The organism is Rhizobium terricola (assembly GCF_012927355.1).
In the GTDB taxonomy this organism is placed as follows: domain Bacteria; phylum Pseudomonadota; class Alphaproteobacteria; order Rhizobiales; family Rhizobiaceae; genus Allorhizobium; species Allorhizobium terricola.
On record NZ_JABBGK010000012.1, the window covers coordinates 1 to 23981 of the forward strand.

General features: G+C 63.1%; 23 protein-coding genes. 11 read left to right on the forward strand and 12 right to left on the reverse strand.

Annotated features, from left to right (window positions below; genetic code table 11):
- The 4 genes from HHL25_RS23110 to HHL25_RS23125 form a co-directional block, all read left to right on the forward strand.
- Window positions 1-575 (forward strand): peptidylprolyl isomerase (locus tag HHL25_RS23110; RefSeq protein ID WP_205927998.1); only part of this gene is annotated, 575 nt, incomplete at its 5' end.
- Between the two features lie 79 nt (window positions 576-654).
- Window positions 655-1326, forward strand: a complete 672-nt coding sequence (gene can / locus HHL25_RS23115; protein WP_169595605.1) for a carbonate dehydratase — start codon at window positions 655-657, stop codon at window positions 1324-1326.
- Entirely contained in the window at window positions 1310-2599 is a 1290-nt protein-coding gene (locus HHL25_RS23120) for a molybdopterin molybdotransferase MoeA (RefSeq protein WP_169595606.1), read from the forward strand. The genes can and HHL25_RS23120 overlap by 17 nt, the downstream gene beginning before the upstream one ends.
- Window positions 2599-3144, forward strand: coding sequence for a DUF2478 domain-containing protein (locus HHL25_RS23125; protein WP_169595607.1), 546 nt, complete (start codon window positions 2599-2601; stop codon window positions 3142-3144). Before HHL25_RS23120 ends, HHL25_RS23125 begins: the two co-directional genes overlap by 1 nt.
- A 215-nt stretch (window positions 3145-3359) precedes the next feature.
- Here HHL25_RS23125 and HHL25_RS23130 read toward each other — a convergent pair whose 3' ends face one another.
- From HHL25_RS23130 to HHL25_RS23140, 3 genes are read right to left on the reverse strand one after another with little or no spacing between them, the layout of a single operon-like run.
- A complete protein-coding gene (locus HHL25_RS23130; RefSeq protein ID WP_169595608.1) occupies window positions 3360-4292 on the reverse strand; it encodes an N-carbamoyl-D-amino-acid hydrolase in 933 nt (310 codons plus the stop codon).
- A complete protein-coding gene (locus HHL25_RS23135; protein ID WP_169595609.1) occupies window positions 4292-5542 on the reverse strand; it encodes a Zn-dependent hydrolase in 1251 nt (416 codons plus the stop codon). Before HHL25_RS23135 ends, HHL25_RS23130 begins: the two co-directional genes overlap by 1 nt.
- Complete coding sequence (locus tag HHL25_RS23140; RefSeq protein ID WP_169595610.1) at window positions 5539-6759, reverse strand: diaminopropionate ammonia-lyase; 1221 nt, start codon at window positions 6757-6759, stop codon at window positions 5539-5541. The genes HHL25_RS23135 and HHL25_RS23140 overlap by 4 nt, the downstream gene beginning before the upstream one ends.
- Window positions 6760-6877: 118 nt before the next feature.
- Here HHL25_RS23140 and HHL25_RS23145 point away from each other — a divergent pair, with 118 nt between their 5' ends.
- The 6 genes from HHL25_RS23145 to hydA all read left to right on the forward strand — a co-directional run bounded on the left by HHL25_RS23145 (window position 6878) and on the right by hydA (window position 13171).
- On the forward strand, window positions 6878-7771 hold the full coding sequence (locus HHL25_RS23145) for a MurR/RpiR family transcriptional regulator (protein ID WP_169595611.1): 894 nt from the start codon (window positions 6878-6880) through the stop codon (window positions 7769-7771).
- Between the two features lie 138 nt (window positions 7772-7909).
- A complete protein-coding gene (locus HHL25_RS23150) occupies window positions 7910-8989 on the forward strand; it encodes an extracellular solute-binding protein (protein ID WP_169595612.1) in 1080 nt (359 codons plus the stop codon).
- A 2-nt stretch (window positions 8990-8991) separates the two neighbouring features.
- Window positions 8992-10095: an ABC transporter ATP-binding protein gene (locus tag HHL25_RS23155; protein ID WP_169595613.1), complete on the forward strand. Its 1104-nt coding sequence runs from the start codon at window positions 8992-8994 to the stop codon at window positions 10093-10095.
- A gap of 4 nt (window positions 10096-10099) precedes the next feature.
- Entirely contained in the window at window positions 10100-10969 is an 870-nt protein-coding gene (locus HHL25_RS23160) for an ABC transporter permease (protein ID WP_169595614.1), read from the forward strand.
- Window positions 10966-11742 carry an ABC transporter permease gene (locus HHL25_RS23165; RefSeq protein ID WP_205927999.1) on the forward strand — a complete coding sequence of 259 codons (777 nt, stop codon included), beginning with the start codon at window positions 10966-10968 and terminating at the stop codon, window positions 11740-11742. Before HHL25_RS23160 ends, HHL25_RS23165 begins: the two co-directional genes overlap by 4 nt.
- A 10-nt stretch (window positions 11743-11752) precedes the next feature.
- On the forward strand, window positions 11753-13171 hold the full coding sequence (gene hydA, locus HHL25_RS23170) for a dihydropyrimidinase (RefSeq protein WP_169595615.1): 1419 nt from the start codon (window positions 11753-11755) through the stop codon (window positions 13169-13171).
- A gap of 52 nt (window positions 13172-13223) precedes the next feature.
- Here the strand turns inward: hydA and HHL25_RS23175 are convergent, their stop codons facing one another.
- The 3 genes from HHL25_RS23175 to tauA form a co-directional block, all read right to left on the reverse strand.
- On the reverse strand, window positions 13224-14057 hold the full coding sequence (locus HHL25_RS23175) for an ABC transporter permease subunit (RefSeq protein WP_169595616.1): 834 nt from the start codon (window positions 14055-14057) through the stop codon (window positions 13224-13226).
- Window positions 14054-14863 carry a taurine ABC transporter ATP-binding protein gene (locus HHL25_RS23180; protein WP_169595617.1) on the reverse strand — a complete coding sequence of 270 codons (810 nt, stop codon included), beginning with the start codon at window positions 14861-14863 and terminating at the stop codon, window positions 14054-14056. Before HHL25_RS23180 ends, HHL25_RS23175 begins: the two co-directional genes overlap by 4 nt.
- 80 nt (window positions 14864-14943) lie before the next feature.
- Window positions 14944-15954 carry a taurine ABC transporter substrate-binding protein gene (gene tauA / locus HHL25_RS23185; protein ID WP_169595618.1) on the reverse strand — a complete coding sequence of 337 codons (1011 nt, stop codon included), beginning with the start codon at window positions 15952-15954 and terminating at the stop codon, window positions 14944-14946.
- Between the two features lie 327 nt (window positions 15955-16281).
- Here tauA and HHL25_RS23190 point away from each other — a divergent pair, with 327 nt between their 5' ends.
- On the forward strand, window positions 16282-17730 hold the full coding sequence (locus HHL25_RS23190; RefSeq protein ID WP_169595619.1) for an FAD/NAD(P)-binding protein: 1449 nt from the start codon (window positions 16282-16284) through the stop codon (window positions 17728-17730).
- Window positions 17731-17819: 89 nt separating this feature from the next.
- On the opposite strand, the gene HHL25_RS23195 is transcribed toward HHL25_RS23190, so the two are convergent.
- The 6 genes from HHL25_RS23195 to HHL25_RS23220 form a co-directional block, all read right to left on the reverse strand.
- Complete coding sequence (locus HHL25_RS23195; protein ID WP_169595620.1) at window positions 17820-19184, reverse strand: O-acetylhomoserine aminocarboxypropyltransferase/cysteine synthase family protein; 1365 nt, start codon at window positions 19182-19184, stop codon at window positions 17820-17822.
- Window positions 19181-19516, reverse strand: coding sequence for a hypothetical protein (locus HHL25_RS23200; protein WP_169595621.1), 336 nt, complete (start codon window positions 19514-19516; stop codon window positions 19181-19183). Before HHL25_RS23200 ends, HHL25_RS23195 begins: the two co-directional genes overlap by 4 nt.
- A complete protein-coding gene (locus HHL25_RS23205; protein WP_169595622.1) occupies window positions 19506-20297 on the reverse strand; it encodes an ABC transporter ATP-binding protein in 792 nt (263 codons plus the stop codon). Before HHL25_RS23205 ends, HHL25_RS23200 begins: the two co-directional genes overlap by 11 nt.
- Entirely contained in the window at window positions 20297-21295 is a 999-nt protein-coding gene (locus HHL25_RS23210; protein WP_169595623.1) for an ABC transporter permease, read from the reverse strand. Before HHL25_RS23210 ends, HHL25_RS23205 begins: the two co-directional genes overlap by 1 nt.
- A gap of 7 nt (window positions 21296-21302) precedes the next feature.
- Window positions 21303-22340 (reverse strand): ABC transporter substrate-binding protein, encoded by a 1038-nt coding sequence (locus HHL25_RS23215; protein WP_169595624.1) that lies wholly within the window; start codon window positions 22338-22340, stop codon window positions 21303-21305.
- 169 nt (window positions 22341-22509) lie between these two features.
- Window positions 22510-23568: an isopenicillin N synthase family dioxygenase gene (locus tag HHL25_RS23220; protein WP_169595625.1), complete on the reverse strand. Its 1059-nt coding sequence runs from the start codon at window positions 23566-23568 to the stop codon at window positions 22510-22512.
- Window positions 23569-23981 lie beyond the last annotated feature (413 nt).

Genomic DNA, 23981 nt, shown 5'->3' on the forward strand with positions numbered 1-23981 from the left:
TTCGCCGGCTGATCGAGGAAGAAGTTACCGTTCCCTCCGCGACGGCGGAAGAGTGCCTGCGCTTCTACGAAAACAACCGCGGGAAGTTTCGCAGCGAGCCGATCTTCGAGGCGAGCCATATCCTGATTGCTGCCGATCCGGCGGATGAGAGGACTCGCGCCGCGGCGCGCACAGATGCCGAGAGGCTGGCCGCGGTTCTCGCCGAACATCCGAGCGAGTTCGCCACCATGGCGCGGACCCATTCGGCCTGTCCGTCGGCAGAGCAGGGCGGCAATCTCGGGCAACTGACCCGAGGCAGCACGGTCGCGGAGTTCGAGCGGGCGCTGGCGCGGATGGCGGAGGGTGAGATCACCCCACGGCCGGTCGAAAGCCGGTTCGGATATCACATCATCCGGCTGGAGCGTCGGATCGACGGGGAGCAACTGCCGTTCGATTTCGTGCAACAGCGGATCGCCGGCTGGCTCGAGGCCTCCACCTGGTCGAAGGCGGTTTCGCAATATATCGCGATCCTTGCCGCGGACGCCACGATCACGGGCATCGACCTGCTCGCTGCCGATGGTCCACTGATGCAATGACGCCGTGCCTGTACCTTGAGCGGCGGCAGTGGAGACCTGTCGTCCTCACAGGCGGGCTGGCACGCGTCCGGAGTAGGCGATGCTTTCAGATCTCTTTGACCACAATATCCGCTGGGCGGCGGCCAGGCGCGCGGAAGACCCCTTCTACTTCGACAGGCTGTCGGCATTGCAGCGGCCCGAATATCTCTGGATCGGCTGCTCCGACAGCCGGGTGCCGGCCAATGTCATCACCGGGCTCCAACCCGGCGAGGTCTTCGTCCATCGCAACGTCGCCAATCTCGTCCACCGAGCCGATCTGAACCTGTTGTCGGTGCTGGAATTCGCGGTCGAGACGCTGGAGGTCAAGCACATCATCGTCTGCGGACACTATGGCTGTGGTGGCGTGCGTGCGGCGATGGATGGTCATCGCCATGGCATCATCGACTACTGGCTGCAGCCGATCCGCGACGTGGCGGAGGTCAACTGCGCAACACTTGCGTCAATTCCTGCGCCGGACGAAAAGCTGGACCGCCTTTGCGAACTGACCGTTGCTTCGCAGGTCGAGAGCCTGTCACGGACGCCCATCCTGCAGTCCGCATGGAAACGGGGGCGTTCCTTGGCGATACATGGATGGGTCTATGGATTGAGTGACGGCTTGCTGCGTGACCTCAATTGCGACTGCGATGGATCGCTAGCCGAGTTCCGTTGCGAGGAACAGGTCACGCGAGATTACGAGCTGGCGAGGAAGGGGTCCGATGGCCGAGGCTCATGAAGTTGCTGGCGGTCGTGTTTTCAATGGAGAGACCGACGCCCTGATTCCGGTAGAGCGGGCGATCGAGATCGCCGTCGGGATGGTCAGGCCCGTCGCCGGCGTTGAGGACGTCAAGTTGGTAGGGGCTCGCGGCCGTGTGCTCGCGGCCGATCTTCGTGCCGCACGACCGATGCCACGTTTCGACAACTCCGCGATGGACGGGTTCGCCGTCCGGCTTGCGGACCTTGATGGGCATGGGCCTTGGCAGCTTCGGGTCGCCGGGACGATCGCCGCAGGCGCCGACCCCAACGTACAACCAGCGATGGCTGGCGCGGCAATGCGCATTTTCACCGGCGCGTCTGTGCCCGAAACCTATGACGCCGTGGTCATGCAGGAAGATTGCGAAGATCGCGACACCTTCGTGATCGTCCGCACGCGGCCCCGGCGGGGCGGCAACATTCGCCGGGCCGGCGAGGATGCCGCAAAGGGGGATGTGCTGGTCGCAGGCGGCACACGGATCGAGGCGAGACATGTCGGATTGCTCGCCGGTACCGGTCATACTCTTCTACCGGTAAGGCGAGCACCTCGCATAGCCGTGCTGTCGACAGGTGATGAACTCCTCGCCGGAGACCGGGGAGCTGCGGGAATTCATGATGCCAACCGGCCGATGCTGATTTCTCTCGCCGAAGGCCTTGGCGCGGAGGTGACCGATCTTGGCATTTGCGCCGACGACCTTGATCAGACAGCCGCGCTCTTTCGTCGGCTCGTTCATCGCTTCGACATGATCCTGACCTCCGGCGCGGCCTCGGTTGGGGGGCGGGATCACGTTCGCGCCGCACTTGTCGCGGCCGGCGGATCAATCCTGTCCTGCAAGGTAGCGATGAAGCCTGGAAAACCTGTCTTCTTCGGCAGGCTCCATGAGACGCTCGTGACTGGCCTTCCCGGAAATCCATTGTCGGCTTATGTCGGGTTCCAGCTTTTCGTCGCACGCCAGATCGGAGCTCTGCTCGGTGTCGTACCGGCGGGCTTCGTAAAGGAGACGGCAATTGCAGGCTTCGACTGGCAGTGCAAGACGGGACGCACCGAATACGTGCCGGTGCGGGTGGTGGGCACGGACGCGGCAGCCACACCTGTCGTCGATCGTCTCGGACACGGCAGCTCGGCATCGCTCTTGCCCCTAGCCCAGGCTGACGGTGTCGCCGTTCTTGAAGCGAAGTCAGTCGCGGGCGCGTGCGGGGCGCATCTTTCCTGGATACCGTTTGGGTGGAATGATTTCGCGTGGAGGATGACGTGATGGATATTGAGGTTCCGCTTCAGGCCGCAATACGCGTACCGAAGGACAAGCCGGTTGATGAGATTTTCGAAGCCGTTGCCCTTCTGCTGAAGGGGGAGGGGATAGTGGTTGCCGGCTTCCTCCAGCGGGAGCGCACGGGCGAAGGCGAGTGTTGCAACGAGATCAGGCTTGAGGATATCGCAAGCGGAGAGCATCACGTCATTTCGCAGTCCCTCGGCTCCGGTGCCCGCGGCTGCAGGCTTGATCCGCAGGCACTGGCCGACGTTGCAGGTCCGCTTCTTTCCCGTCTGGAAGAGGATCCTGATCTCCTGATCCTCAACCGTTTCGGAAAGGGCGAATCGGAGGGGCAGGGTTTTCGTGCGGTGATCGAGGATGCCTGCGCACGCGGCATTCCTGTTCTGACGGCCGTACGGGAAGGCTATCTTGAGGACTGGTCGCAGTTCTCCGGGGATCTGGGGATACTGCTTCCGCCTGAACGCGAGAAGGTTATTGCGTGGGTGAGGCAGGCGATCGCGGCTGCGGGGCGGCTTGGTGATGCGGCCTGAGCGTCAGTCTGTAGACAAAAGCATCGGAGGGCCGGCCAGATCTCGGCGGTCCAAAGTCTGGTCTCAGAGCAGTCTCCCCGAGCCCGAGCGCGGGTAACACGCAGTGTCAGAGTATCCGGTAACCGTAGATGATCCGAGCTTTGGAGGCATCTGAAGACGCCTCCAAAGCTCGGAGACACGCAGGCAAACCTCAAGACAAGCGGTCCCGCTGAAGATCAGCCGACGGCTTCCTGATCGACTGCCGTGAGCGCGGTATAGATTTCCGGGCGGCGGTGGAGCCGGAAGTTGAAGATGTTGGCGCGGATTTCGGTGCAGCGATCGAGATCGCAATCGTGCACGACCAACTCGTCGCCGAGCGTGCTCGCCATGGCGACGATCTCGCCGGTCGGCGCGATGATGCAGCTCTGGCCGATGAGGTCGCAATCCTCCTCCTTGCCCGCCTTGGCGACGCCGACCACCCACATGCCGTTCTGATAGGCTCCTGCCTGCATGCAGAGATGGTTGTGGAAGCACTGGAGATGGTCGTGCTCCGGCGCAAGCGGGTAGTGAACCGGCGTGTTGTAGCCGATCAGCGCCATTTCGGCGCCCCGCAACGCCAGCTCGCGATAGGTCTCCGGCCAGCGCCGGTCGTTGCAGATCGCCTGGCCAATCTTGCCGTCGAAAACGTCAGCTGTGGAGAAAGGCTCGATCCCCGGCTCGAAATAGCGCTTTTCCAGGTGCTGGAACGCGCGCCAGGGCTCGTTTTCCTTGTGACCCGGCAGATGGATCTTGCGGTAACGATGCACGATCTCGCCGCTCTTGTTGACGATGATCGACGTATTGTAGTGCCGGACGCGGCCGTGTTCTTCCGTCAGTTCCGCATAGCCGAAGGAAAATCCGATGCCGAGCGCCTTTGCCTTGGCGAAGAGCGGGGCGACGGCGTCATTCGGCATCGAGCGTTCAAAGAAGAAATCGACCTCCGCCTGGTCTTCCATGAACCAGCGCGGAAAGAAGGTGGTCAGCGCCAGTTCCGGATAGACGACCAGATCGCATCCGTGGGCGGCGGCCTTTTCGAGGAGTGCGATCATGCGGGCGACGACACTTTCGCGGCTCTCCGAGCGGGCGATCGGCCCGAGCTGGGCCGCGCCGGTGACAACTGTTCTGGCCATCAGGCGTCTTCTCCATTTGTCGGCAGGGCTTGTTTCAGGGTGACCTGAAGCAGCACATTCGCTCCGTTGGCGAGATCTGCCGGTGCTGTGTATTCGGTGATGTTGTGGCTGATGCCGTTGACGCTCGGCACGAAGATCATTGCAGCCGGTGCGATCCGTGCGAGCATCTGCGCGTCATGGCCCGCGCCGGAAAAGAGCCGGCGGGTGGAAAGGCAGAGTGCCTTCGCCGTGCCATCCACCTGTTCAATAAGCGTGGGAGCAAAATCGACCGGCTGAAAGCGCGCGAGAGTGCGACGCTCGATCGTGACCGTTTCCTCACCGGCGACCTGTTCGATCAGTGCGGCAAGCTTTGCTTCCGCTGCTTGAAGCAAGGATTCGTCGGGATTGCGCAGGTCGATAGTCATCACGGCCTTTTCGGCGACGACGTTGACGAGGTTGGGCGTGAGGGTGATCGCGCCGACGGTGCCAACCTGATCTTCGCCCATGGCTCGAACGAAGGCGCCGACCCCTGCCGCGATGCGAGCGGCAGCAAGGCCGGCATCGCGGCGCAGGCGGATCGGTGTCGTCCCGGCATGGGCAGAACGGCCGCGGATTGTCAGTTCGGTCCAGGAGATGCCCTGAACGCCGAGCACCGTGCCGACGGCGATCGCCTCGTCCTCGAGGACCGGACCCTGCTCGATATGCAGTTCGAAATAGGCAGCGACCTCCTCCGGGCCTTGATCGGTGCCGGCATAACCGATGGCCTGGAGCTCGTCGCCCAGCCTCTTGCCATCGATCGAGATGATATCGAGAGCTTCCGCGAGCGGCAGCCCGCCGACGAAGACGAGGCTGCCCAGCATGTCGGGAGCGAAGCGCGCGCCTTCCTCATTGGTGAATGCGGCGACGACGACCGGCAGATCGGTCTCGATGTTCCCGTCGTTCAGCGTGGCGATGACTTCCAGTCCAGCCAGAACGCCGAGCGCCCCGTCATAAAGGCCGCCGGTTGCGACGGTGTCGATGTGTGAGCCGAGCATGACCGCGGGGCCCTCGCTGCGGCCCTTGCGGGTGCCGAAGATATTGCCGATCGGATCGATCGCCACGTCGAGCCCGAGCGCCGTCATTTCGGCAACCAGATGGGCGCGCCCGAGCTTTTCCGACGGGGTCAGGGCAAGCCGGCAGACGCCGCCGCCTTCCAGCGCGCCGATCTTGCCGAGACGTTCGACACGGGAGGTGAGCCGTGCCGGATCGATGCGGAGATCGCGGAGGATCATTCTCCTGCCTCCACAGCCCTACCGCTCCTGCCGACGATGGACTGATAAAGTTCCGGATCCGTGTCGCCTTCGCTACCGAAGAAGAGCACCACCGAATTCGTGTCCAGTCCGAGTGCTTTGCGCCAATCGGGCTTTGCCGAAGCAACAAGATAGCCGGCAAGGCCGGCCACGCCGCTTTCTCCGCCGACTAGCCGCGCGCCAGCCTCGCCGGAGGCAATCATGCGCATGGTGTCTGCCACCGCATCGTCCGGGATTGCCATGAAGGCGCTGGCGCCGCCTTCGAGGATCGGCCAGGCGATGATCGAGGGTTCGCCGCAGGCAAGACCCGCCATGATCGTTTCGAGATCGCCGCCGACGGCTGTCGGCTTGCCCGCTGCGGCGCTCTCCAAAAGGCATGCTGCCGTTTCAGGTTCGACTATCGTGACAACCGGGGCATCTGCCCCGAGCGCTTCCCAGAAATGGGCGGTCACGGCCGCTGCCAAGCCACCAACGCCGCCCTGCAGGAAGATATGCGTGGGTCGGAGGCCGCCAAGCTGGCGTTCCGCTTCGTCAGCCATCACGCTGTAGCCCTGCATGACGTTGCGTGGCACGTCGGTATAGCCGGGATAGGAGGTGTCGGAGACGACGTGCCAGCCGTTTTCAGCCGCCATGCGGGCGGCCTCGCGAACGCTGTCGTCATAGTTGCCGGCGGTGCGGATGACCTTTGCTCCATAGGAGGCGATCGCCTGTTCCCGGGCTTCGGAAACGGTGGCGTGAATGAAGATCACGGCCTGGCAGCCGAACATGCGGGCACCCCAGGCGACGGAGCGTCCATGATTGCCATCCGTTGCGCAGGTGACCGTCACTTTCGAAACAGCGCCCGAATGACGTCCGTCGAGGATGTCGTTCGGTGCCGGCTTCGTGCCGGTCTCTTTCTCGATCAGCGCGGACAGCAGCCGGTAGACGGCATAGGCGCCTCCGAGAGCCTTGAACGAGCCGAGGCCGAAACGACCGGCTTCCTGCTTGTAGAAGATGCGGGCGACACCGGTTGTTGCAGCCAGCGCATCGAGGCTCACGAGAGGCGTCTCCGCATAACCGCGCCAGGCGGAAATGGTCGACAGGGCCTCCTTGCCGGCGTCGCGCGACAGGATCGGCTTGAAGGCCTCGGGATAGGGGCCTTTTTCTGCGGGATTCCCCGCCACGAAACGGGCTTTGACAGAAGCGAATTGGGAGACCATCGTTGGGAGATTCCAAAACCGGGAAAACTGTGCGAAAGGATACCCGGCGATTGCAGTCAGTCAACACAGAATGAAAAAGATTTTTCGTTGAAGTTGATTTTTGAAAATGGAGCCGGGTATGAACGAGCAGGAAGACAGCCGTCCGATCGATGTCAGGATCATGGGAATCTATGACGAACTGACGGCGAGCGAACGGCGCCTGGCTGCGGTCGTCATGGAAGCGCAAACCAATCTCGCGAGCTTCACGGCAGGCGAATTGGCGACGAAGGCAGACATTTCGAACGCGACCGCAGCCCGCTTCTTCAAGCGCCTCGGCTATGCGAGCTACAACGATGCGCGCATGCATGCCCGGCAGGCGGAAGACTGGGGGTCGCCGCTCTACGAACTGACGGGTACGGGCAGGAAGCGCCTCGCTCCCGGCGATTTCGGGCTGCATATCGCCCAGGATCTGCAGAATCTCACGCGGACGGCCGAGATGCTGAGCGAGGCAGATCTGGACCACGCGGTCCGCATCATTGCCGGGGCGTCGCGGGTCTTCGTCGTCGGCTTCCGCAATTCCATGGCCCTTGCAAACTATGCGCGTGGCCTGCTGACCAATGTCAGGGCGGACGTGCATCTCCTGCCCCTCGCAGGCGTTTCCATGGGCGAGGAGTTGGCCGGTATCGGTGAACGGGATGCCTTCCTTGTGCTCGGCTTTCGCCGCCGCCCCGCACTTCTGCGGGAGATCATGGCCGTTGTGAAGGAATCCGGTTCTCCCTCGGTGCTGATTGCCGACATGACGGCAGCGCGCACCGCGCAGCTCGCAACCGTGACGCTGCGCTGCCACAACCGCGGCCACTCCATGTTCGACAGCTATGCAGCGCCGATGAGCGTCATCAACTATGTCTGTTCGTCGGTCAGTCAGCAGCTCGGCGATTCGGCGGTCGAGCGGCTGGCCGAGATCGAGCACCTTCATGAGCGTCTTGACCAATTGGCAGGTCCCGTGCAGAACAAGAAAATGCCCAAGGATTAGTCATTTGATGAAAAATGAAACGTGATTTTCATATTGCATAATCTTTGAAAATGTTTTTTTATTTTGCTCGGGCCGGACAAGAATGACCGGCTACCTGTTTAACGGTCTCTCAGAGGGGACCCCATAAGGACCGAGCCCATGGATTTTCGCATCAACCGTCGTGGACTTTTGAAAACTGCCGCTGGCGCCGCAGCGTTTGGCGCGCTGCAGCCCTTCAATCGGGCATTCGCAGCCACCGATATCGTCTGGATGACCTGGGAGAACCTTGCCAAGGATGATTACCTTGCCGCCTTCCTGAAGGCTGGCGACGTGTCGATCACCAAGAACTTCATCGGCACCGATGATGAGCAGTTCGCCAAGCTGCGCGCTGGTGGCGCTTCCTCTGTCGACCTCATCACGCCCGGCCTCGACAAGGTGGAATACTACGTCGCTTCCGACCTCCTGCAGCCGATCGATTTTGCCAAGGTGCCGAACGCCTCCCTGCTGTACGACACCTTCAAGAAGACGGATCTCGGCAAGAAAGACGGCAAGACCTACGGCATTCCTTTCTACTGGGGTATCAATCCGATCGTCTACCGCGCCGACCTCATGGATGCAGAACCCGACTGGTCCGTCTTCTTCGAAGGCGACAAGTATGCCGGCAAGCTTGCCATGCGCGACTATGCGCTGGAAGGCATCATGATCGCGGCTCTCTACCTCGGCATTCCGAAGGACAAGATGTTCGATCTCGATGACAAGGAACTGGCCGAGGTCAAGAAGGCGCTGATGGCGCAGAAGAAACTGCTGCGGACCTACTGGAACTCCATCGGTGATCTGACCAACCTCTTCGCATCCGGCGAAGTCGTCTGCGCCTTCTCCTGGGTCCCGCCCTATTACGACCTTTCGGCCCGCGGCCTGAAGATGGGGATGGCGAAGCCGAAGGCCGGCGTCATCGGCTGGTGCGATACCATTGCGGTTCCGGCTGCCGTCGAAGGCGAAAAACTCGACAAGGTGTTCAGCTTCGTCAACTATCTGCTCGGCCCGGACTACGGCGAAAAGCTTGCATTCGGCGGCCCCTATGCACAGGGCACCTCCGCGGCGCTCGACAAGCTGCCGGATGACCAGAAGGAGAAGATCTTCGTCAAGGATCTCTCCATCATGGACAACTTCGTCTGGAAGAAGAACCCGGCCCGCTATAACGACTGGGTTGCCCTCTGGAACGAAGTGAAGGCCAGCTGATCATGGATGCCGCAGACCGGTTCGAGGACGAGACGGAAGGGCGAGAGCACCGTTCCCTTCTGCGCGGCATCGCCGTGCACAAGGAATATGGCGGTGTCCATGCTGTCCGCGGCGTGGACTTCCGCATCGCTCCGAACAGCTACGTAACCCTTCTCGGCCCGTCCGGCTGCGGCAAGACTTCCCTTCTGAGGATGATCGGTGGCTTCGAGGAGATCTCCTCGGGGATCATCGAACTGGACGGCCGGTCGCTGGCGGGCATTCCCTCCAGCCGGCGACCGGTCAACACGGTCTTCCAGAACTATGCGCTCTTTCCGCACCTCTCCGTCGAGGAGAATGTCGGCTTCGGTCTCGCCTATCGCAGCCTTTCGAAGGCGGAGATCGCAGCAAAGGTCGAGCAGGCGCTGTCCATGGTTCAGATGACGTCCATGGCGAAGCGGCGCCCGCGCCAGCTTTCCGGCGGCCAGCAGCAGCGCGTCGCGCTTGCCCGCGCCATCATCAACGAACCACGGCTTCTGCTGCTCGATGAGCCGCTGTCGGCACTCGACCGGCGAATGCGCAAGGACATGCAGATCGAATTGAAGGATCTTCAACGCCGGCTCGGCATGACCTTCCTGCACGTTACCCACGATCAGGAAGAGGCCTTTGCCCTTTCCGACGAGATCATCGTCATGAACAACGGCCGGATCGAGCAGCAGAGCACGCCGGCCGAGATCTATCGACGGCCGGCGAGCGCCTATGTGGCGGATTTCATCGGTGGCGCCAATCTCGTGCCCGGCAAGATCCACAGCGTCTCCGATGGCGCTACCGCAATCGAGACGCCGCTGGGCCTGTTCGGTAGCCCGAGCGTCGGCGGACTGCGCCCGGGCGCTCCGGCGGTCCTCTGCTTGCGGCCCGAACTCCTGCGGCTGGGGGGCGCCGACGGGTTCGAGGCGACGGTCACGCATGTTGTCTTCCGGGGGGCTGAATGGCTGGTGGAAGCCCGCGCCCTCGGCGATCTCACCCTCTCCCTCGTTGTCCATGAGGCGGAACCGCCCCCGGTGGGCAGCATCGTCCGGCTTTCATTCGATCCGGCGCGCGCCTGGATCGCCGCGGCAGACGGGACCTGAGCCCATGGAAACCTCCCGCACCGGTTTCTGGCTTTCGTTTCCGGTCTATGCCGCGGTCGCGGCCCTTTGCATCGCGCCACTGCTTATCCTGCTCGGCTATTCCTTCTTTCAGGTGAGTTTCGTCGCAATCCTCAAGGAGCCCACGCTGAAGAACTACGCCCGGATCGCCGGATCCGACACCTATCGCTGGCTGATCCTGAAAGCGTTCGGCTCCGGTCTCGGCATTGCGGCGATCACCGCCATCATAGGCTATCCCGTCGCGTGGTTCATCGCCAAGCGGGTGAAGGTGATGAAATCCGCCATGCTGACGCTGCTGCTGGTGCCGCTTTACACGGGTGATCTCGTGCGGATCTTCGCCTGGCGCATGCTGCTCGGCGCGGAAGGCGTGCTCAACACCTTTCTGATGTGGACCGGAATGATTCGAGAGCCGATCGGGGCGCTGCTCTTCTCGTCGCTCGCCACTCACATCGTGCTCACCTACAACTACCTGCCCTTCATGGTGCTCGGCCTGTGGCTTGCCTTCGAGGCACTGGACGACCGGCTGCTGGAGGCCGCGTCCGATCTCGGCGCCGGTACCTTCTCCACCTTCCGTCGCGTGACGCTGCCGCTAACCGTGCCCGGTCTCGTTGCCGGCAGCATGATGGTCTTCGTCATGGTCGCCGGGGATTATCTTACGCCACAGCTCGTCGGCGGCGCCTCCGGTGTCACCATCATCAGCGCCATCAACGACCTGTTTGGCACGGCCTTCGACTGGCCGCTCGGCTCGGCGATCGCCTGGACCATGCTGGCCATCCTTATGCTTCTCTTCGCGGCGGCGGCAGTGACAGTCAGCCGCTCGACGCTCGGCAAGGCGCTGGTAGGAGGCGAGGCATGATGGCACGGCGTCTTCCTCTGCTGTGGGTCTGGCTGGTTTACGGCTTCATGTACCTGCCGATCGCCATTATCGCTCTCTTCTCCTTCAACGCGTCGGAGATCATCGCCTTCCCGCTCCAGGGCTTCACCCTGCATTGGTTCGGCCAGGTGCTGTCCGACACGCGCCTGACCGGCGGCCTCGGTCTCTCCTTTCTCGTATCCGTGCCGGTGGCAGCCCTTTCGACGCTCTTCGGCGGCATGGCGGCCCTTGCCTTGACGCGCTATCGGCTGCGCCATCGCGGATTGCTGTTTGCCATCATTCTCCTGCCCTTTCTCATTCCGAAGGTCATTCTGGCCGTGGCGCAACTCATCCTCCTGTCGGAGCTCGGGATCGGGCGCAGCCTGCTGACGATCATTGCAGGTCAGGCGATCATCATCCTGCCGTTCACCACGCTGGTCATCGCCTCGGTTCTGATGCGCATCGACAGGCGGCTGGAAGAGGCGGCCGCCGATCTCGGTGCCAGCGCCTGGAGCGCCTTCCGCCGGGTGACCTTGCCGCTGATGAAGAATGGCCTGCTCGCGGCGTGGTTCATCGCCTTCGTGCTGTCGTCTTCCGAATACGTGCTGACCTCGTTTCTCAGCGGTCGCAGCCAGCCGCTTTCGATCCTCGTCGCCTCGGACTTCCGTTTCAACATCTCGCCGGCATTGAACGCGCTGGCACTGATGATCGTGGTCGCCAATCTCGTGCTGATCGCCTGCGGCGAATTCATGCGGCTGCGATCGAAAGAGCAATAGAGGACCTGCAATGGCCGAATTCGACCTCCTCATCCGCGGTGGCACCTGTGTCACCGCTGCCGATACCTTTCGCGCCGACGTGGCGATCCGGGCAGGTCGGATCGTCGCAACCGGAGAAGATCTCGGAAGCGCCGACAAGGTGATCGATGCACCGGGCCTGCTGGTCATGCCGGGCGGCATCGACAGCCATGTGCATCTCGCCCAGCATGCGGCACCGGGCACGCCGCAGATGGCGGACGGTTTCGAGACCGGCACGCGTTCGGCAATCGCCGGCGGCACGACGACTGTGCTCTCCTTTGCGGTGCAGCCGCGTGGCGCCGGGCTTCGCGAGAGTGTCATGGCCTATCACGAGAAGGCCGAGGGTCAGTCGTTCTGCGACTACGGCTTCCATCTCATCATCACGGATCCCACTCCGAACGTGCTCGGCCAGGAGCTGCCGGCGCTGGTGGGCGACGGCTACACTTCGTTCAAGGTCTTCATGACCTATGACGACATGGTGCTGAACGACCGCCAGCTCCTCGACGTTTTCGACTGTGCCCGCGGCTGCGGCGCGCTTGTAATGGTGCACTGCGAGGGCTACGACGCCATTCGCTACATGACGGAAAAGCTGGAGCGTGCGGGCAAGATCGCGCCTTACTATCATGGAGAGTCACGCCCGCAGGTGGTCGAGCGCGAGGCGGCGCACCGGGCGATCAGCCATGCCGAGCTGGTCGATGTACCGATCATGATCGTCCATGTTTCCGGCCGGGAGGCGATGGAGCAGATCCGCTGGGCACAGCAGAAAGGCCTGAAGGTTTATGGCGAGACCTGCACCCAATACATCGCGCTGACCGCCGAGGACATGAAGGGCTTCAACATGGACGAGACGGGCGGCAAATATGTCTGTTCACCGCCGCCACGTGATCGTGCAAGCTGGGATGCCATCTGGGAAGGCATCCGCGGTGGCGTGTTCCAGACATTCTCCTCCGATCATTGCCCCTTCTTCTGGGAGGGAACGGAGGGCAAGCAGAATCCCAAGGCGAAGACCTCGTTTCGCTGGGTGCCGAACGGCATCCCCGGCGTTGAGAATCGCATGGCGGTCTTTTTCTCGAAGGGGGTGAGCGATGGCCGCATTTCGCTCAACGAATTCGTGGCGCTTACTTCGACCAACCACGCGAAAATGTACGGCCTTTATCCGCGCAAGGGTTCCATTGCTCCCGGCTTCGACGCCGATATCGTGCTGTGGGACGCAAACCGCGAGGAAACGATCAGCCAGTCGCTGATGCATCACGCCGCGGACTACACGCCTTACGAGGGGCTGCGAGTTAAGGGATGGCCGGTGATGACGCTGCTGGGGGGCAAGGTCGTGTACGAGGAGGGCCGCATTCTCGGCCAGCCCGGCGATGGCCGCTTTTTGGCCCGCGCGCTCTCGCCTTACGCGGCGGCCTGACTGCGATCGCCAATCGCTCCGACTTCTCCGACGACGGCTTCCCGCAGCCTTTCTAGTCGTGCGCCCATGGAACGAGCACGCGCTCGAGAGCCCTGGCGGCGAACTCCAGCAGGATGGCGATCAGGGCAATCACGCCGATCCCCGCAATTACCACATCGGTGACCAGGAACTGGGCCGCAGACTGGATCATGAAGCCTAGCCCGCGTGTTGCGGCGATCAGTTCCGCCGCCACCAGCGTCGACCAGCCGGTGCCGAGGGCGATCCGTATGCCGGTGAGGATCGACGGCAGGCTGGAAGGCAATATCACGTGCACCAGCAACTGGAACGGTGTGCCACCGAAGGAGCGCGCGGCGTTGATATGGTCCTTCGAAACCGCGCGAACGCCTGCGGCGGTGGACAGGATGATCGCGGGCAGCATGGAAAGGGCGATGACAGTGATCTTCGAGGCTTCGCCGATGCCGACCCAGATGATGATCAGCGGCAGGTAGGCAAGTGGCGGAAGTGGCCTGAGGAATTCGACGATCGGATCGAGAATGCCACGGCCGATGCGGCTGGTGCCGATGGCAAGCCCTGCCGGCACGCCGACAAGGATCGAGGCGAGCAGACCGCCGAGGATGCGGCCGAGGCTCGCGATCACGTGCTCGGCAAGGGTCGCGTCCACGAAGCCGACGGTCACCAGGCTCCATGCCGACTGGGCAACCAGCACCGGCGACGGGAGGAAGACGGGCGAGACCAGTTGCAGATGCGCCGACAAGGCCCATATCGCGACGATGATGACGACAGTGAGACCCGAATAGACGGAGATGGGAATGACGAGCCCGCGGCGCGGCGTTGGCGGCGATGTGTTCTCGGCGAATTCGGCAGGTATTTCGCTTGCGAGGGTCATGCTGCGGCCTCCGTATCTTCGGAAATCGAGTGGATCAGTCCGGTGAGCCCGTCATGCATGCGCTTGTAGAGCGGCGATGCCTTGACTTGGGCGACGGAGGCGCCGCCCAGCAGTTCGGCGGCAAAGCCGGTCTGGATATCCGCCGCCAGCCTGCCGGGATTGGCGGAAAGCACGACGACGCGCGAGGCGAGCAACAAGGCCTCGTCGATGCTGTGGGTGATCAGCAATGCGCCGGCCCGGCTCTTCGACCAGACGTCGAGCAGGAAGCCCTGCATCCTGGTTCGGGTCATCGCATCGAGCGCCCCGAGCGGTTCGTCGAGCAACAGAAAAAGAGGGTCGGAGGCGAGCGCGCGGGCGATCCCCACGCGTTGACGCATGCCGCCCGACAGTTCCGATATGCGGCGTCGGCCGGCATCCGTCAGGCCCACGACATCCAGTAGCTCCTGCGCCCGAGTATGGCGCACCGCCTCGGGCACGCCGCGAAGCTTGAGCGGAAACGCGATGTTGTCGCGAGCGTCGAGCCAGGGATAGAGCGCATCGTCCTGGAAGACCACGGCGCGATCGGCACCAGGTCCGGAGACCGTCGTGCCGTCGACGGCAATGCGCCCGCCGGAGGGTGGGAGAAATCCGGCTGCCAGATTGAGAAGGCTCGTCTTGCCGGAGCCCGAACGTCCGATGACGACCACGAATTCACCGGTCTCGATCGAAAGATTGATCTGGTCGAGAACCAGCGGTGTCTGGCCCTCGGATGCACCCTTGCGCGCCGGGTAGCGCAGCGAGACGTCATGAAATGACAATGTCGTCATGGTCTGCCCTCCTCCTGGGGCTGCGAATGGAAATGACCCGGCCCGGGTCTGTCGGGTCACTGGCGATCGGTTTGCGCTGATCAGAACGCGAGCTTGGTCGCGTCAACGACCCAGCGGGGCGAAACATAAGGTGCGTAGTCGTCGAGGACCGCGGGGATCTTTCCCTGCTCCTTGAGGAAGGCTGAGGTTTCCGCAACCGCCTTGACGGTGCCGCCACCGAGGAGATCCGGCTTGGCTTGCTCCTCGAGCGTCGGGAAGATGTAACCCTTCAGGAGAGCGGGAACTTCGTCCTGCTTGGCGCCCGTCAGGCGTGCAATCTTCTCGGCCTCGGGGGAGGTGGCGTTCCAGGCGTCCGGATTGGCGCGATAGGCAGCGGTCGCGTCTCCGGTGACGCGAACGAAGGCGGCGACGATGTCCGGATGGGCGGCCGCAAACGTCTTGCTGACGATCCATGCGTCGAAGGTTGGGCCGCCCCAGTCCGCGACGTCGGCCGATGTCGCGAGCACCGTTCCGGACTTCTTGATCTCGGCCAGGACCGGATCCCAGACATAGGCGCCATCGATGTCGCCGCGCGACCAGGCGGCAGCAATCTCCGGCGGGCGCAGATTGAGGATCTCGACCGACTTCGGATCGATGTTCCAGTGCTTCAAAGCAGTCAGCAGGCTGTAATGCGCGGTCGATACGAAGGGCGTCGCGATCTTCTTTCCGGCCAGGTCTTCCGGCTTGGCAATGTCGCGGACGGCAAGCGCTTCCGCCTCGCTAATAAGGCCGACGAGCGCGATCGTTTCGATCGGCAGGCCGCGGCTGGCGGCGGCGGCGAGTGGCGACGATCCGACATAACCGATGTCGAGCGAGCCGGAGGCGATGGCTGCAATGACGTCAGCGCCGCCATCGAACTTCTGCCAGTTGATCTTGGCTCCGGTCACTTTCTCGTAGGTGCCGTCCGCCTGGGGTACGCGCGATGGCTCGACGATCGGCTGATATCCGATGTTCAAGGTAACGTCCGCCGCCGAAGCTGACGCTCCGTACACGACCGTGAAAAGGGCGGTCGCGGCAAAAAGGCGGGCCAGGTCTCTGCGTGTCAGTGCCATGATGTTTTCCTCTCCTAGGTTGGTCGTCGGCATAGTGACCGGCGATTGAGAACATGATGATTTAATCGATAAAATTAGTAGAGATAATTCCAACTCATTTTTCCTGGCAGCTGATCACGATATTCCCCGTCTGATGGATTTGAAGGAAGTTCGATCCGCACCCGAAGGATCGGCGACCGCGGCCCGAAACGGGAAAACAATTCAAAGCAATCTTAATCTATAGAAATAGATTCTTTTTCCGGAGGCTTCAGTTTGGATAGTCTCCTCCCGCCATCGTGCGGTTGCGCGTAGCCACCTCCAACCATTGTCTGCCCAGGAGAAATCTTAATGCCATCCTTCGCCCGCCTTCCCGTTGTTGCGATCATAGGTGGCGGCTTTAGCGGGGCGGCAATTGCCCTGCATCTGGCAAGAGCCGCCCGCGCGGGGCAGGAGGCGCGCATCATCGTCTTCGAACCGAGGGCGAAACTTGGCAAGGGGCTCGCCTACGATACCGATGAGCCGACGAACCGGATCAACGTGCCGGCTTCGAAGATGAGCCTGTTTCCGGATGAACCCGACAGCTTTTCCCAATGGATCGAGGAAACGGGCGCCCTGGCCGGTGACGACGAAGCGTTTGCCCGCGACGGTCAACCCTTCCCACGTCGTCATGTATTCGGCGATTATGTCCACGCGAAGCTAGCCCCCCTGCTGTCGAGCGGGGCGGTCGAGCACCGACAGGGAAGGGTAACCGGACTGACGCGTTTAAACGGCCGTTGGCGTGTCAGCGCCGACGACGGATCGGACATCGAGGCGGATCTCGTTGTTCTGGCGACCAGCCATCCGGAGACCGCCCCCCCGCGTGTGCTCTCTCCCCTTGTGGGCGATCCCCGCCACATCACCGATCCGACGGCGGCCGGGGCCCTCGATGCGATCGGCGAGGACGACCGCGTCCTGATCGTCGGCAACGGACTGACTTCGGCCGATGTCGTGGCAGCCCTCACGGCGCGCGGCCATGTCGGGCCTATCATTTCCATATCACGCCGCGGCCTGCGGTCGCGCGGCCATCCGGCAGTCGTCGGCGACCCCTATGGCGACTTCGTTTCGCAACCGGCGCGGTCCGCATCGCAACTCCTGTCGCGTATCCGCAAGACACTGCGCGAGGCCGGGGATCAGGGCCTCGGTTGGCACGTGGTTCTGGACGCGGTTCGTGGCCAGGGTCAGGACATCTGGCGAACGCTTCCCCTGTCGGAACGCCGCCGGCTGGTGCGTCACGTGCGCCCCTATTGGGATGCGCACCGCTTCCGCATTGCGCCGCAGGTCGGTAATGTGCTGGACCATGCAGTCCACACGGGGCGTCTGGAGGTCCTGGCCGCGTCGATCGCCTCCGCATCGAGGGCGGATGATGCCTTGACTATTGTTGTGAGGCTCAGGGGAAGCCGTGTCGACCGCGAATTGACGGTGGAGGCAGTCGTCGTCACCACGGGTCCGGCGCACGGAAGCATCCTCGAGTCGCAACCCTTCCTCGCCGAGCTTGGGCAGCGGGGCTATCTGTCCCTGTGCCCGAGCGGGCTCGGGCTTCGTTGTGACGATCGGTCTCGCGCACTTGGTGCGGACGGTCACGTGGCGTCCGGCCTGTTCATCGGCGGGCCGTTGGCGCGCGGCACCTTCGGCGAGCTGATGGGCCTGCCCCAGGTCACGGACCACGCCGTCTTCGTAGCGGATCAGTTACTCACTTCGCTGGCCGAAATCGCGACGGAACAGGAGGCCCGTCGACAAGTCCCGCGCTCCTTCCCGTAGGACGGTATCGATCGCTCAGTGGGTCGAAAAACGGATGGGCCGGATGTGACGCGCACATCCGGCCCATCTGCTTACTGCTTGAAGCCTTGTCAGGCAGCGTCGATCGCTTGGGAGAGATCGGAGATGATGTCGTCGGCATGTTCGATGCCGATGGAAAGACGGACATAACCTGGCGTTACCCCCGTCGCGAGCTGGTCGTCGGCAGAGAGCTGGGAATGCGTCGTCGTCGAAGGATGGATGGCCAGCGAGCGGGCATCGCCGATGTTGGCGAGGTGATAGAAGAGCTGTAGCGCATCGATGAAGCGGCGTCCGGCCTCGCGTCCCCCCTTGAGCTCGAAGCCGATAAGCGCTCCATAGGAGCCAGACTTCAGGTACTTCGCTGCACGTTCGCCGGCGATTCCCGTCTGGAACTTCGGAAAGATCACGTTCGAGACCTTCGGATGTGACTTCAGGAAGTCCGCGACCTTGACCGCGTTCTCGTTGTGCTGGCGCAGGCGCAACGGGAGCGTCTCAAGCCCCTGGATCAGCTGGAATGCGTTCTGCGGACTGATCGCCGCGCCGATGTCACGCAGCAAGACTGCCCTCGCGCGGAGAATATAGGGGAAGAAGCCGATCGCATCGGCCTTTTCGATCCATGTCTTGCCCTGGTAGCTGAGATCCGGTTCGTTGAGGTTCGGCTGCCGGTCGGCGAGCTCGGCCCAGGGGAAGTCTCCTCCGTCGACGATCGCCCCGCCGATCGATGTCCCGTGGCCGCCGATGTATTTCGTCGCCGAATAGACCACCACTGCGGCCCCGTGCTCGAGTGGGCGAATGATGAGCGGTGCCGCCGTGTTGTCGACGATCAGTGGAATACCGAAGCGGCGGCCAATGGCGGCGACCTCGGCGATGGGGAAGACCTCGAGCTTCGGATTGGGCAGAGACTCCGCGTAATAGGCGCGGGTGCGATCGTCCGTCGCGCGCGCAAAAGCTTCCGGATCGGTTGCATCGACGAAACGCGTCTCGATGCCGAAGCTCTTGAGCGTTGCCGCAAACAGCGCCCAGGTGCCACCATAGAGGCCGGCTGCGCTGACGATGTTGTCGCCGGCGCGGGCGACGTTGAGGATGGCGAAGGCCGATGCCGCCTGGCCGGAGGAAACGGCGAGGGCGGCGGCGCCGCCTTCGATTTCCGCCAGCCGCTGCTCGAAGGCATCCTGGGTCGGGTTCGAGACGCGGCTGTAGAGATGGCCCGGGGCCTCGAGCGCGAACAGCTTGTCGGCGCCTTCGGTGCCTGGCAGCTGGTAGGACGTGGTCTGGTAGATCGGCACCGCGACGGCCCCGGTTGCCGGATCGAAGCGGAAGTTGCCGCCATGGAGCGCCAGCGTTTCCGGATGGAGGCTCTTGAAGGTCGGCGCGCCGGGCGGGACCTGCGGCGCTGCCGATTGCACGATGGTTTCGGTCGACTGCTGAATGGTCATGGTTCTACCTCCGTTGAGCTTGGCTGATGGATTGCGCGGGCATCGGCCCGAAAGGTCAGGATGACGAGGGCCGTGGCGAGAAGGGCGGCGCCGGTCCACAGGGCCTCCGGCGCGTACCAGCGGATGCCGAAGAGATGATTGTTGGTGCAGAGCGCCTGAGCGAGATTGCAGAGGTCCGACGTACCGGCGAGGCAGGTCGCGGCCTGTGCATGCGTGACGTATCCGCTCTCGACGACGGTGCCGAAGATGAGCCACCACCAGCCCACAGCGAGCGCCGTGGTGATGGCGCCGAGGACGGCGAGCAGGACCGGGAGCCGCGGATCAGACGTCATGGGCCACCCCGAGCTGTCCGAGCAATGTCTGGCGCAGATGCACGAGATCGGCATCGTCGCGCCGGCGCGGATGCGGTTTCTCGACCGGTACCTCGGCGACGATGCGCGCCGGCCGGTCGGAAAATACGATGACGCGATCGGCGAGCAGCAGCGCTTCCTCGACGTCGTGGGTGACGAGGAGTGCGGTGAAGCCGACGTCCTTCCACAAGTGCAACAGCTCGTTCTGCATCGACAATCGTGTCAGCGAATCGAGCTTGCCGAAGGGTTCATCGAGCAGCAGCAGCTTCGGGTCGTGGACCAGCGCCCGGGCGATGGCGACGCGTTGCGCCATACCGCCCGAGAGCTGATGCGGATAGACATCGGCAAATGCCTCGAGCCGCACCAGCCTGAGGATTTCGTCGATCCGGTGCCCCTGTTCCTTGAGCACGCCCCGGGCTTCGAGTCCCGTCGCGATATTCCTGCGGACGGTGAGCCACGGAAACAGCGTTGCCTCCTGGAACACCAGGATGCGATCCGGATCGGGCTTGTCGATCGTTTCGCCGTCTTCGCGCAGCTCTCCTTCAAGCGGCGTCTCCAATCCCGCGGCAAGGCGCAGGAGGGTCGACTTGCCGCAACCGGACGGGCCGAGAAGCGCGACGAACTCACCCGGCTTCACCGTGATCGAGACATCGTCGAGGACCGGAAGCAGCCGGTCGCCGAGGTCGTAGGCGTGTGTGACGCGATAGATGTCGAGCGTGACATTGCGGGTCTGGGGCGAGGTGGATTGAAAGGCAAGCGCCATCAGAGGATCCCCTTCTGCCAGCCAAGCAGACGATCGCGGGCGACGAACAGCAGGCGGACGAGGCCGGCGCAGATCAGTGCCATGACGATCAGGGCTGCGTAGACATTGGCATAGGCCGAATAGGCCGTGTTGAACTGCAGGTACCAGCCGAGGCCGAACTTGGCGCCGAGCATCTCTGCGACGACCAGAACGGCGAAGGAATAGTAGAGCCCCATGAACAGCCCGACGAAGACATTGGGCAGCGAGGCCGGGATCGCGACCTTGAAGATCAGGTAGCGATTGGAGGCCCCGAGCGTGCGGGCCACGTCGTAATAGGCGCGATTCACTTGTCCGACGCCTGCGGCCGTCAGGATCGCGACCGGGACCCCGGAGGCCAGCGCGACGAGAAAGATGGAGGCGTGAAAGGTGCTCGGGAAGATGAAGAAGGTGCACGGAATCCAGGCACTGGCCGGGACCGGCCCGATCAGCTTGAGAAGCGGCATGCCCCAATAGGCGAAGCGCTTGGACCAGCCGAGCGCGACACCGGCGGCAAAGCCGACGACGATGCCGGAGAAGAAGCCGAGACCCCAGAGACGCGCGGTGTAGGCGACGCAGACGAGCAGACGTTCCCAGTCCGTGACATAGACATGCAGCAATCCCTGCGGCGGGGAGAAGAAAGGCTTCGGCAACCAGCCGAGCTTGGCCGTGACAAGCTCCCAGAGCGCCAGCCAAACGCCGAGCACGATGAACCACGGACCATAATGGACCAGCGTCTGTGCGGACCGGCCGAACAGCGGCACCACAAGTGAAAGGACGAGGAAGGATGCGGCCACGATGCCTGTGACGACGGCGAAGAGTTCGGTCGCGCCCCAGCCGATGACATCCGGCAGCAGGGCAGTGACGGCGGCCGTTACGGCCCAGGCTGCAGCCGCGAGCAGGCCGTCGCGCCACAGGAGGGTTCTCCGGGGCGTATCCGCCCCGGAGAGAAGTTGGACTTCGCTTCGAATGACCTCGCTCATGGCCGGCTCACGCGAAGATGTCGATGGTGATGCGATTGGCGATCTCCTCGGGATCGGTCGAGGCATCGGCAACGCCGGTCAGCTTCAGATCCTCGTAGCCGATCTTGACCTCCTTCAGCAGTTCCTTGCCGAACCAGTGGTCGTGATAGGTGAACGAGGCGAGGACTTCCGTCAGATCCTCGAGCGGCAGGCCGGGTTTCAGCGTGTCGAAATACCACTTCGCCACTTCGTCCGGATGCTGGGCGGTATACTGGTGGATCTCGAGATTGGCGGCCGCGACCCGCTTGATCGCATCCTTGTTGGCTTCGTAATAGTCGCCGTTGACGCCGAGAACGCAGCAGACGCGGTCCTGGAAGGCGCCGGTCTGGGTGTCGGCGATCTTCACGAAGCCGTGCTGTTTCTCGTAGGAATAGGCCCAGGGGTCCATGTGAGCGACGGCATCGGCTTCTCCCTTCAGGACGCCTTCGGCGACGAGGTCGAAGGGGAAGACCTTCCAGGTGACATCCGTTTCCGGATTGAGGCCCGCCTTGGCGAGCGCGACGGAGAAAGCGACGCGGGACGGCGACATGACGTCGAAGGTGCCAATCGTCTTGCCCTTGAGGTCCGTCAGCGTCTTGATGCCCGAATCCGGTTTGACGAGGACGCGCTGGCAGCCGCCATGGGAGCCGGCGAAGAGCTTGACGTCGAAGCCCTGCTCGATCGGCTTCAGCCAGTCGTAGAGCAGACCCGGACCGGCTTCCGCCTTGCGGGTGGCAAGCGCTTGGATCAGCGTCTGGCCGCTGGCTCCCTGGTAGAACAGCTCGACCTCGAGGCCGTGCTTGGCGTAGATGCCCTTGGCGAGACCGAAACCGACAGGCGAGTGGCAGGCGGCGACCTCGGTCCATTCGAGCTTGATGGGAATGAGATTGCCGGCAATGGCATAGGAGCCGGTTCGGCTTGCCAGCGCGCCGAAACCGGCCGCGGCGCCGGCAATACCGGCGGTCTTCAGGAGGGTGCGGCGCGAGAAGGTGCTCGCGACCGGTTTCTTGGAAGTGTCGATGGTCATCGGTTATCCCCGTTGCTGTATGCGGGGATAGGATAAATATAGAATATATAATTGATAGATTTTATAGACTAATGAAAAACCCCCTGGAGGAATTTTCTTCTCGGCAGCCATCGCCTTGTGGCAGGCCAGTATCGGCCCCGGATGCTGGGCTCCGGGGCCACCGGGGGGATCAGTAGGCCGACGCCACGGCCTCACCGGCCAACTGCTCCGGTGTGAGCAGGTCCGCATGGTGGGCGCGGGCAACATCAGGATGCGAGCGCAGGCGGCTCTTCAGGTGATTCTGGCCCACTTCACGGAAGATCGGGTTGAGCGGATCGATGGTCACGCCGCGCTCGTCCCGCTTAAGCTCCTCCGGCAGGTCGATGACCGGGATGGTTGCGTCATAACGCGAGCCGAGGAAGAACGCGACCGAGAAGCGCTCGACGCCGGCCGGCGGGGCGACGACATCATGCACGTCGGCCCGGACGAAGCCGTTGGTCGCCAGTTCCAGCAGCTCGCCGGTATTGATGACGAATGTGCCCGGGACCGGCGGGGCATCGAGCCAGACGCCGTCTTCGGTCTGGACGCGGAGCCCCGGAACGGTGTCCTGCAGAAGGACGGTCACGAAGCCGCCATCCTTGTGGGCGCCGACACCCTGGTCGGTCTCAGCCACTTCGCGACCGGGATAGCGGATGATCTTCAGGAGCTGCGAGGGCTGCGGCTCGTAGATCTGGGCGAAGGCGTCTTCCGGCTGGCCGAGGGCGACCGCGATCGCCTTCAGGACGTCGATACCGACGCGGGTCACTTCGGCCTGGTAAGCAAGGAGGAGCGGCTTCAGTTCCGGAAGCGCCGCCGGCCACTGGTTGGGTCCGAGCAACCGCTTCCACGCCGGCGTTTCGGCTCCGATTTCAATGGCCGTACCCTCGGTATTGATGTCGAGCTGCTCGCGCCAGTCCTGCTGGCCGCGGGTCCGCTCGTAGCCGGCACGGTTGTAACCGCGGAAATGCGGCGACTTGACCATCTCGATCTCCAGCTTCTCCTCCAGCGGCAGGGCGAAGAAGCGCTTCGACGTCGCGATCACGTCGGCGATCAGTTTCGGATCGACGCCGTGGCCGGTGAGATAGAAGAAGCCGTGATCGTGAAGGGTCTTCCCCAGATCGGCAATGAAGCGTTCACGTTCGGCAGTGCCGGCATGGAAACGAGAGATGTCGACGAGTGGGAGATGGACGGGCAGGGTGTGGATGGTCATTTCAGTTCTCCTGGTTGCATGTCCCCCGGACGCCGCGCGCAGGAGGATGGTAAGGTGCGACCTCCGCAACGCGTCGAAACGCAGGCAGGATCGCGTGAGGGCTTTGCGAGTCCATGAGCGCGACCGCTCATCGGTGGGCGGCGTTTTCACGCTCGTGCCGGCTGCGGAAAGCGCTCATCTGGTGCGGATCGAACGCTATAATACATAAAATAGATGGACAAAGTATTTTGTGCCGCGTGACCGACTGCAAGGGAAATGGTTTTGCCGGGGAATCCGCGTCGACATGCGTCCCCTTGTAACTTCCCAAATGGCGCATTCGGCTATGTAATGCCGGTTGCGGTGGCGGATGGGAGACCGAATTCCCTTTGGGACAGCAAGCCCGTGGGAGAGCAAGGGTCTCCGTCCGCCGTTCC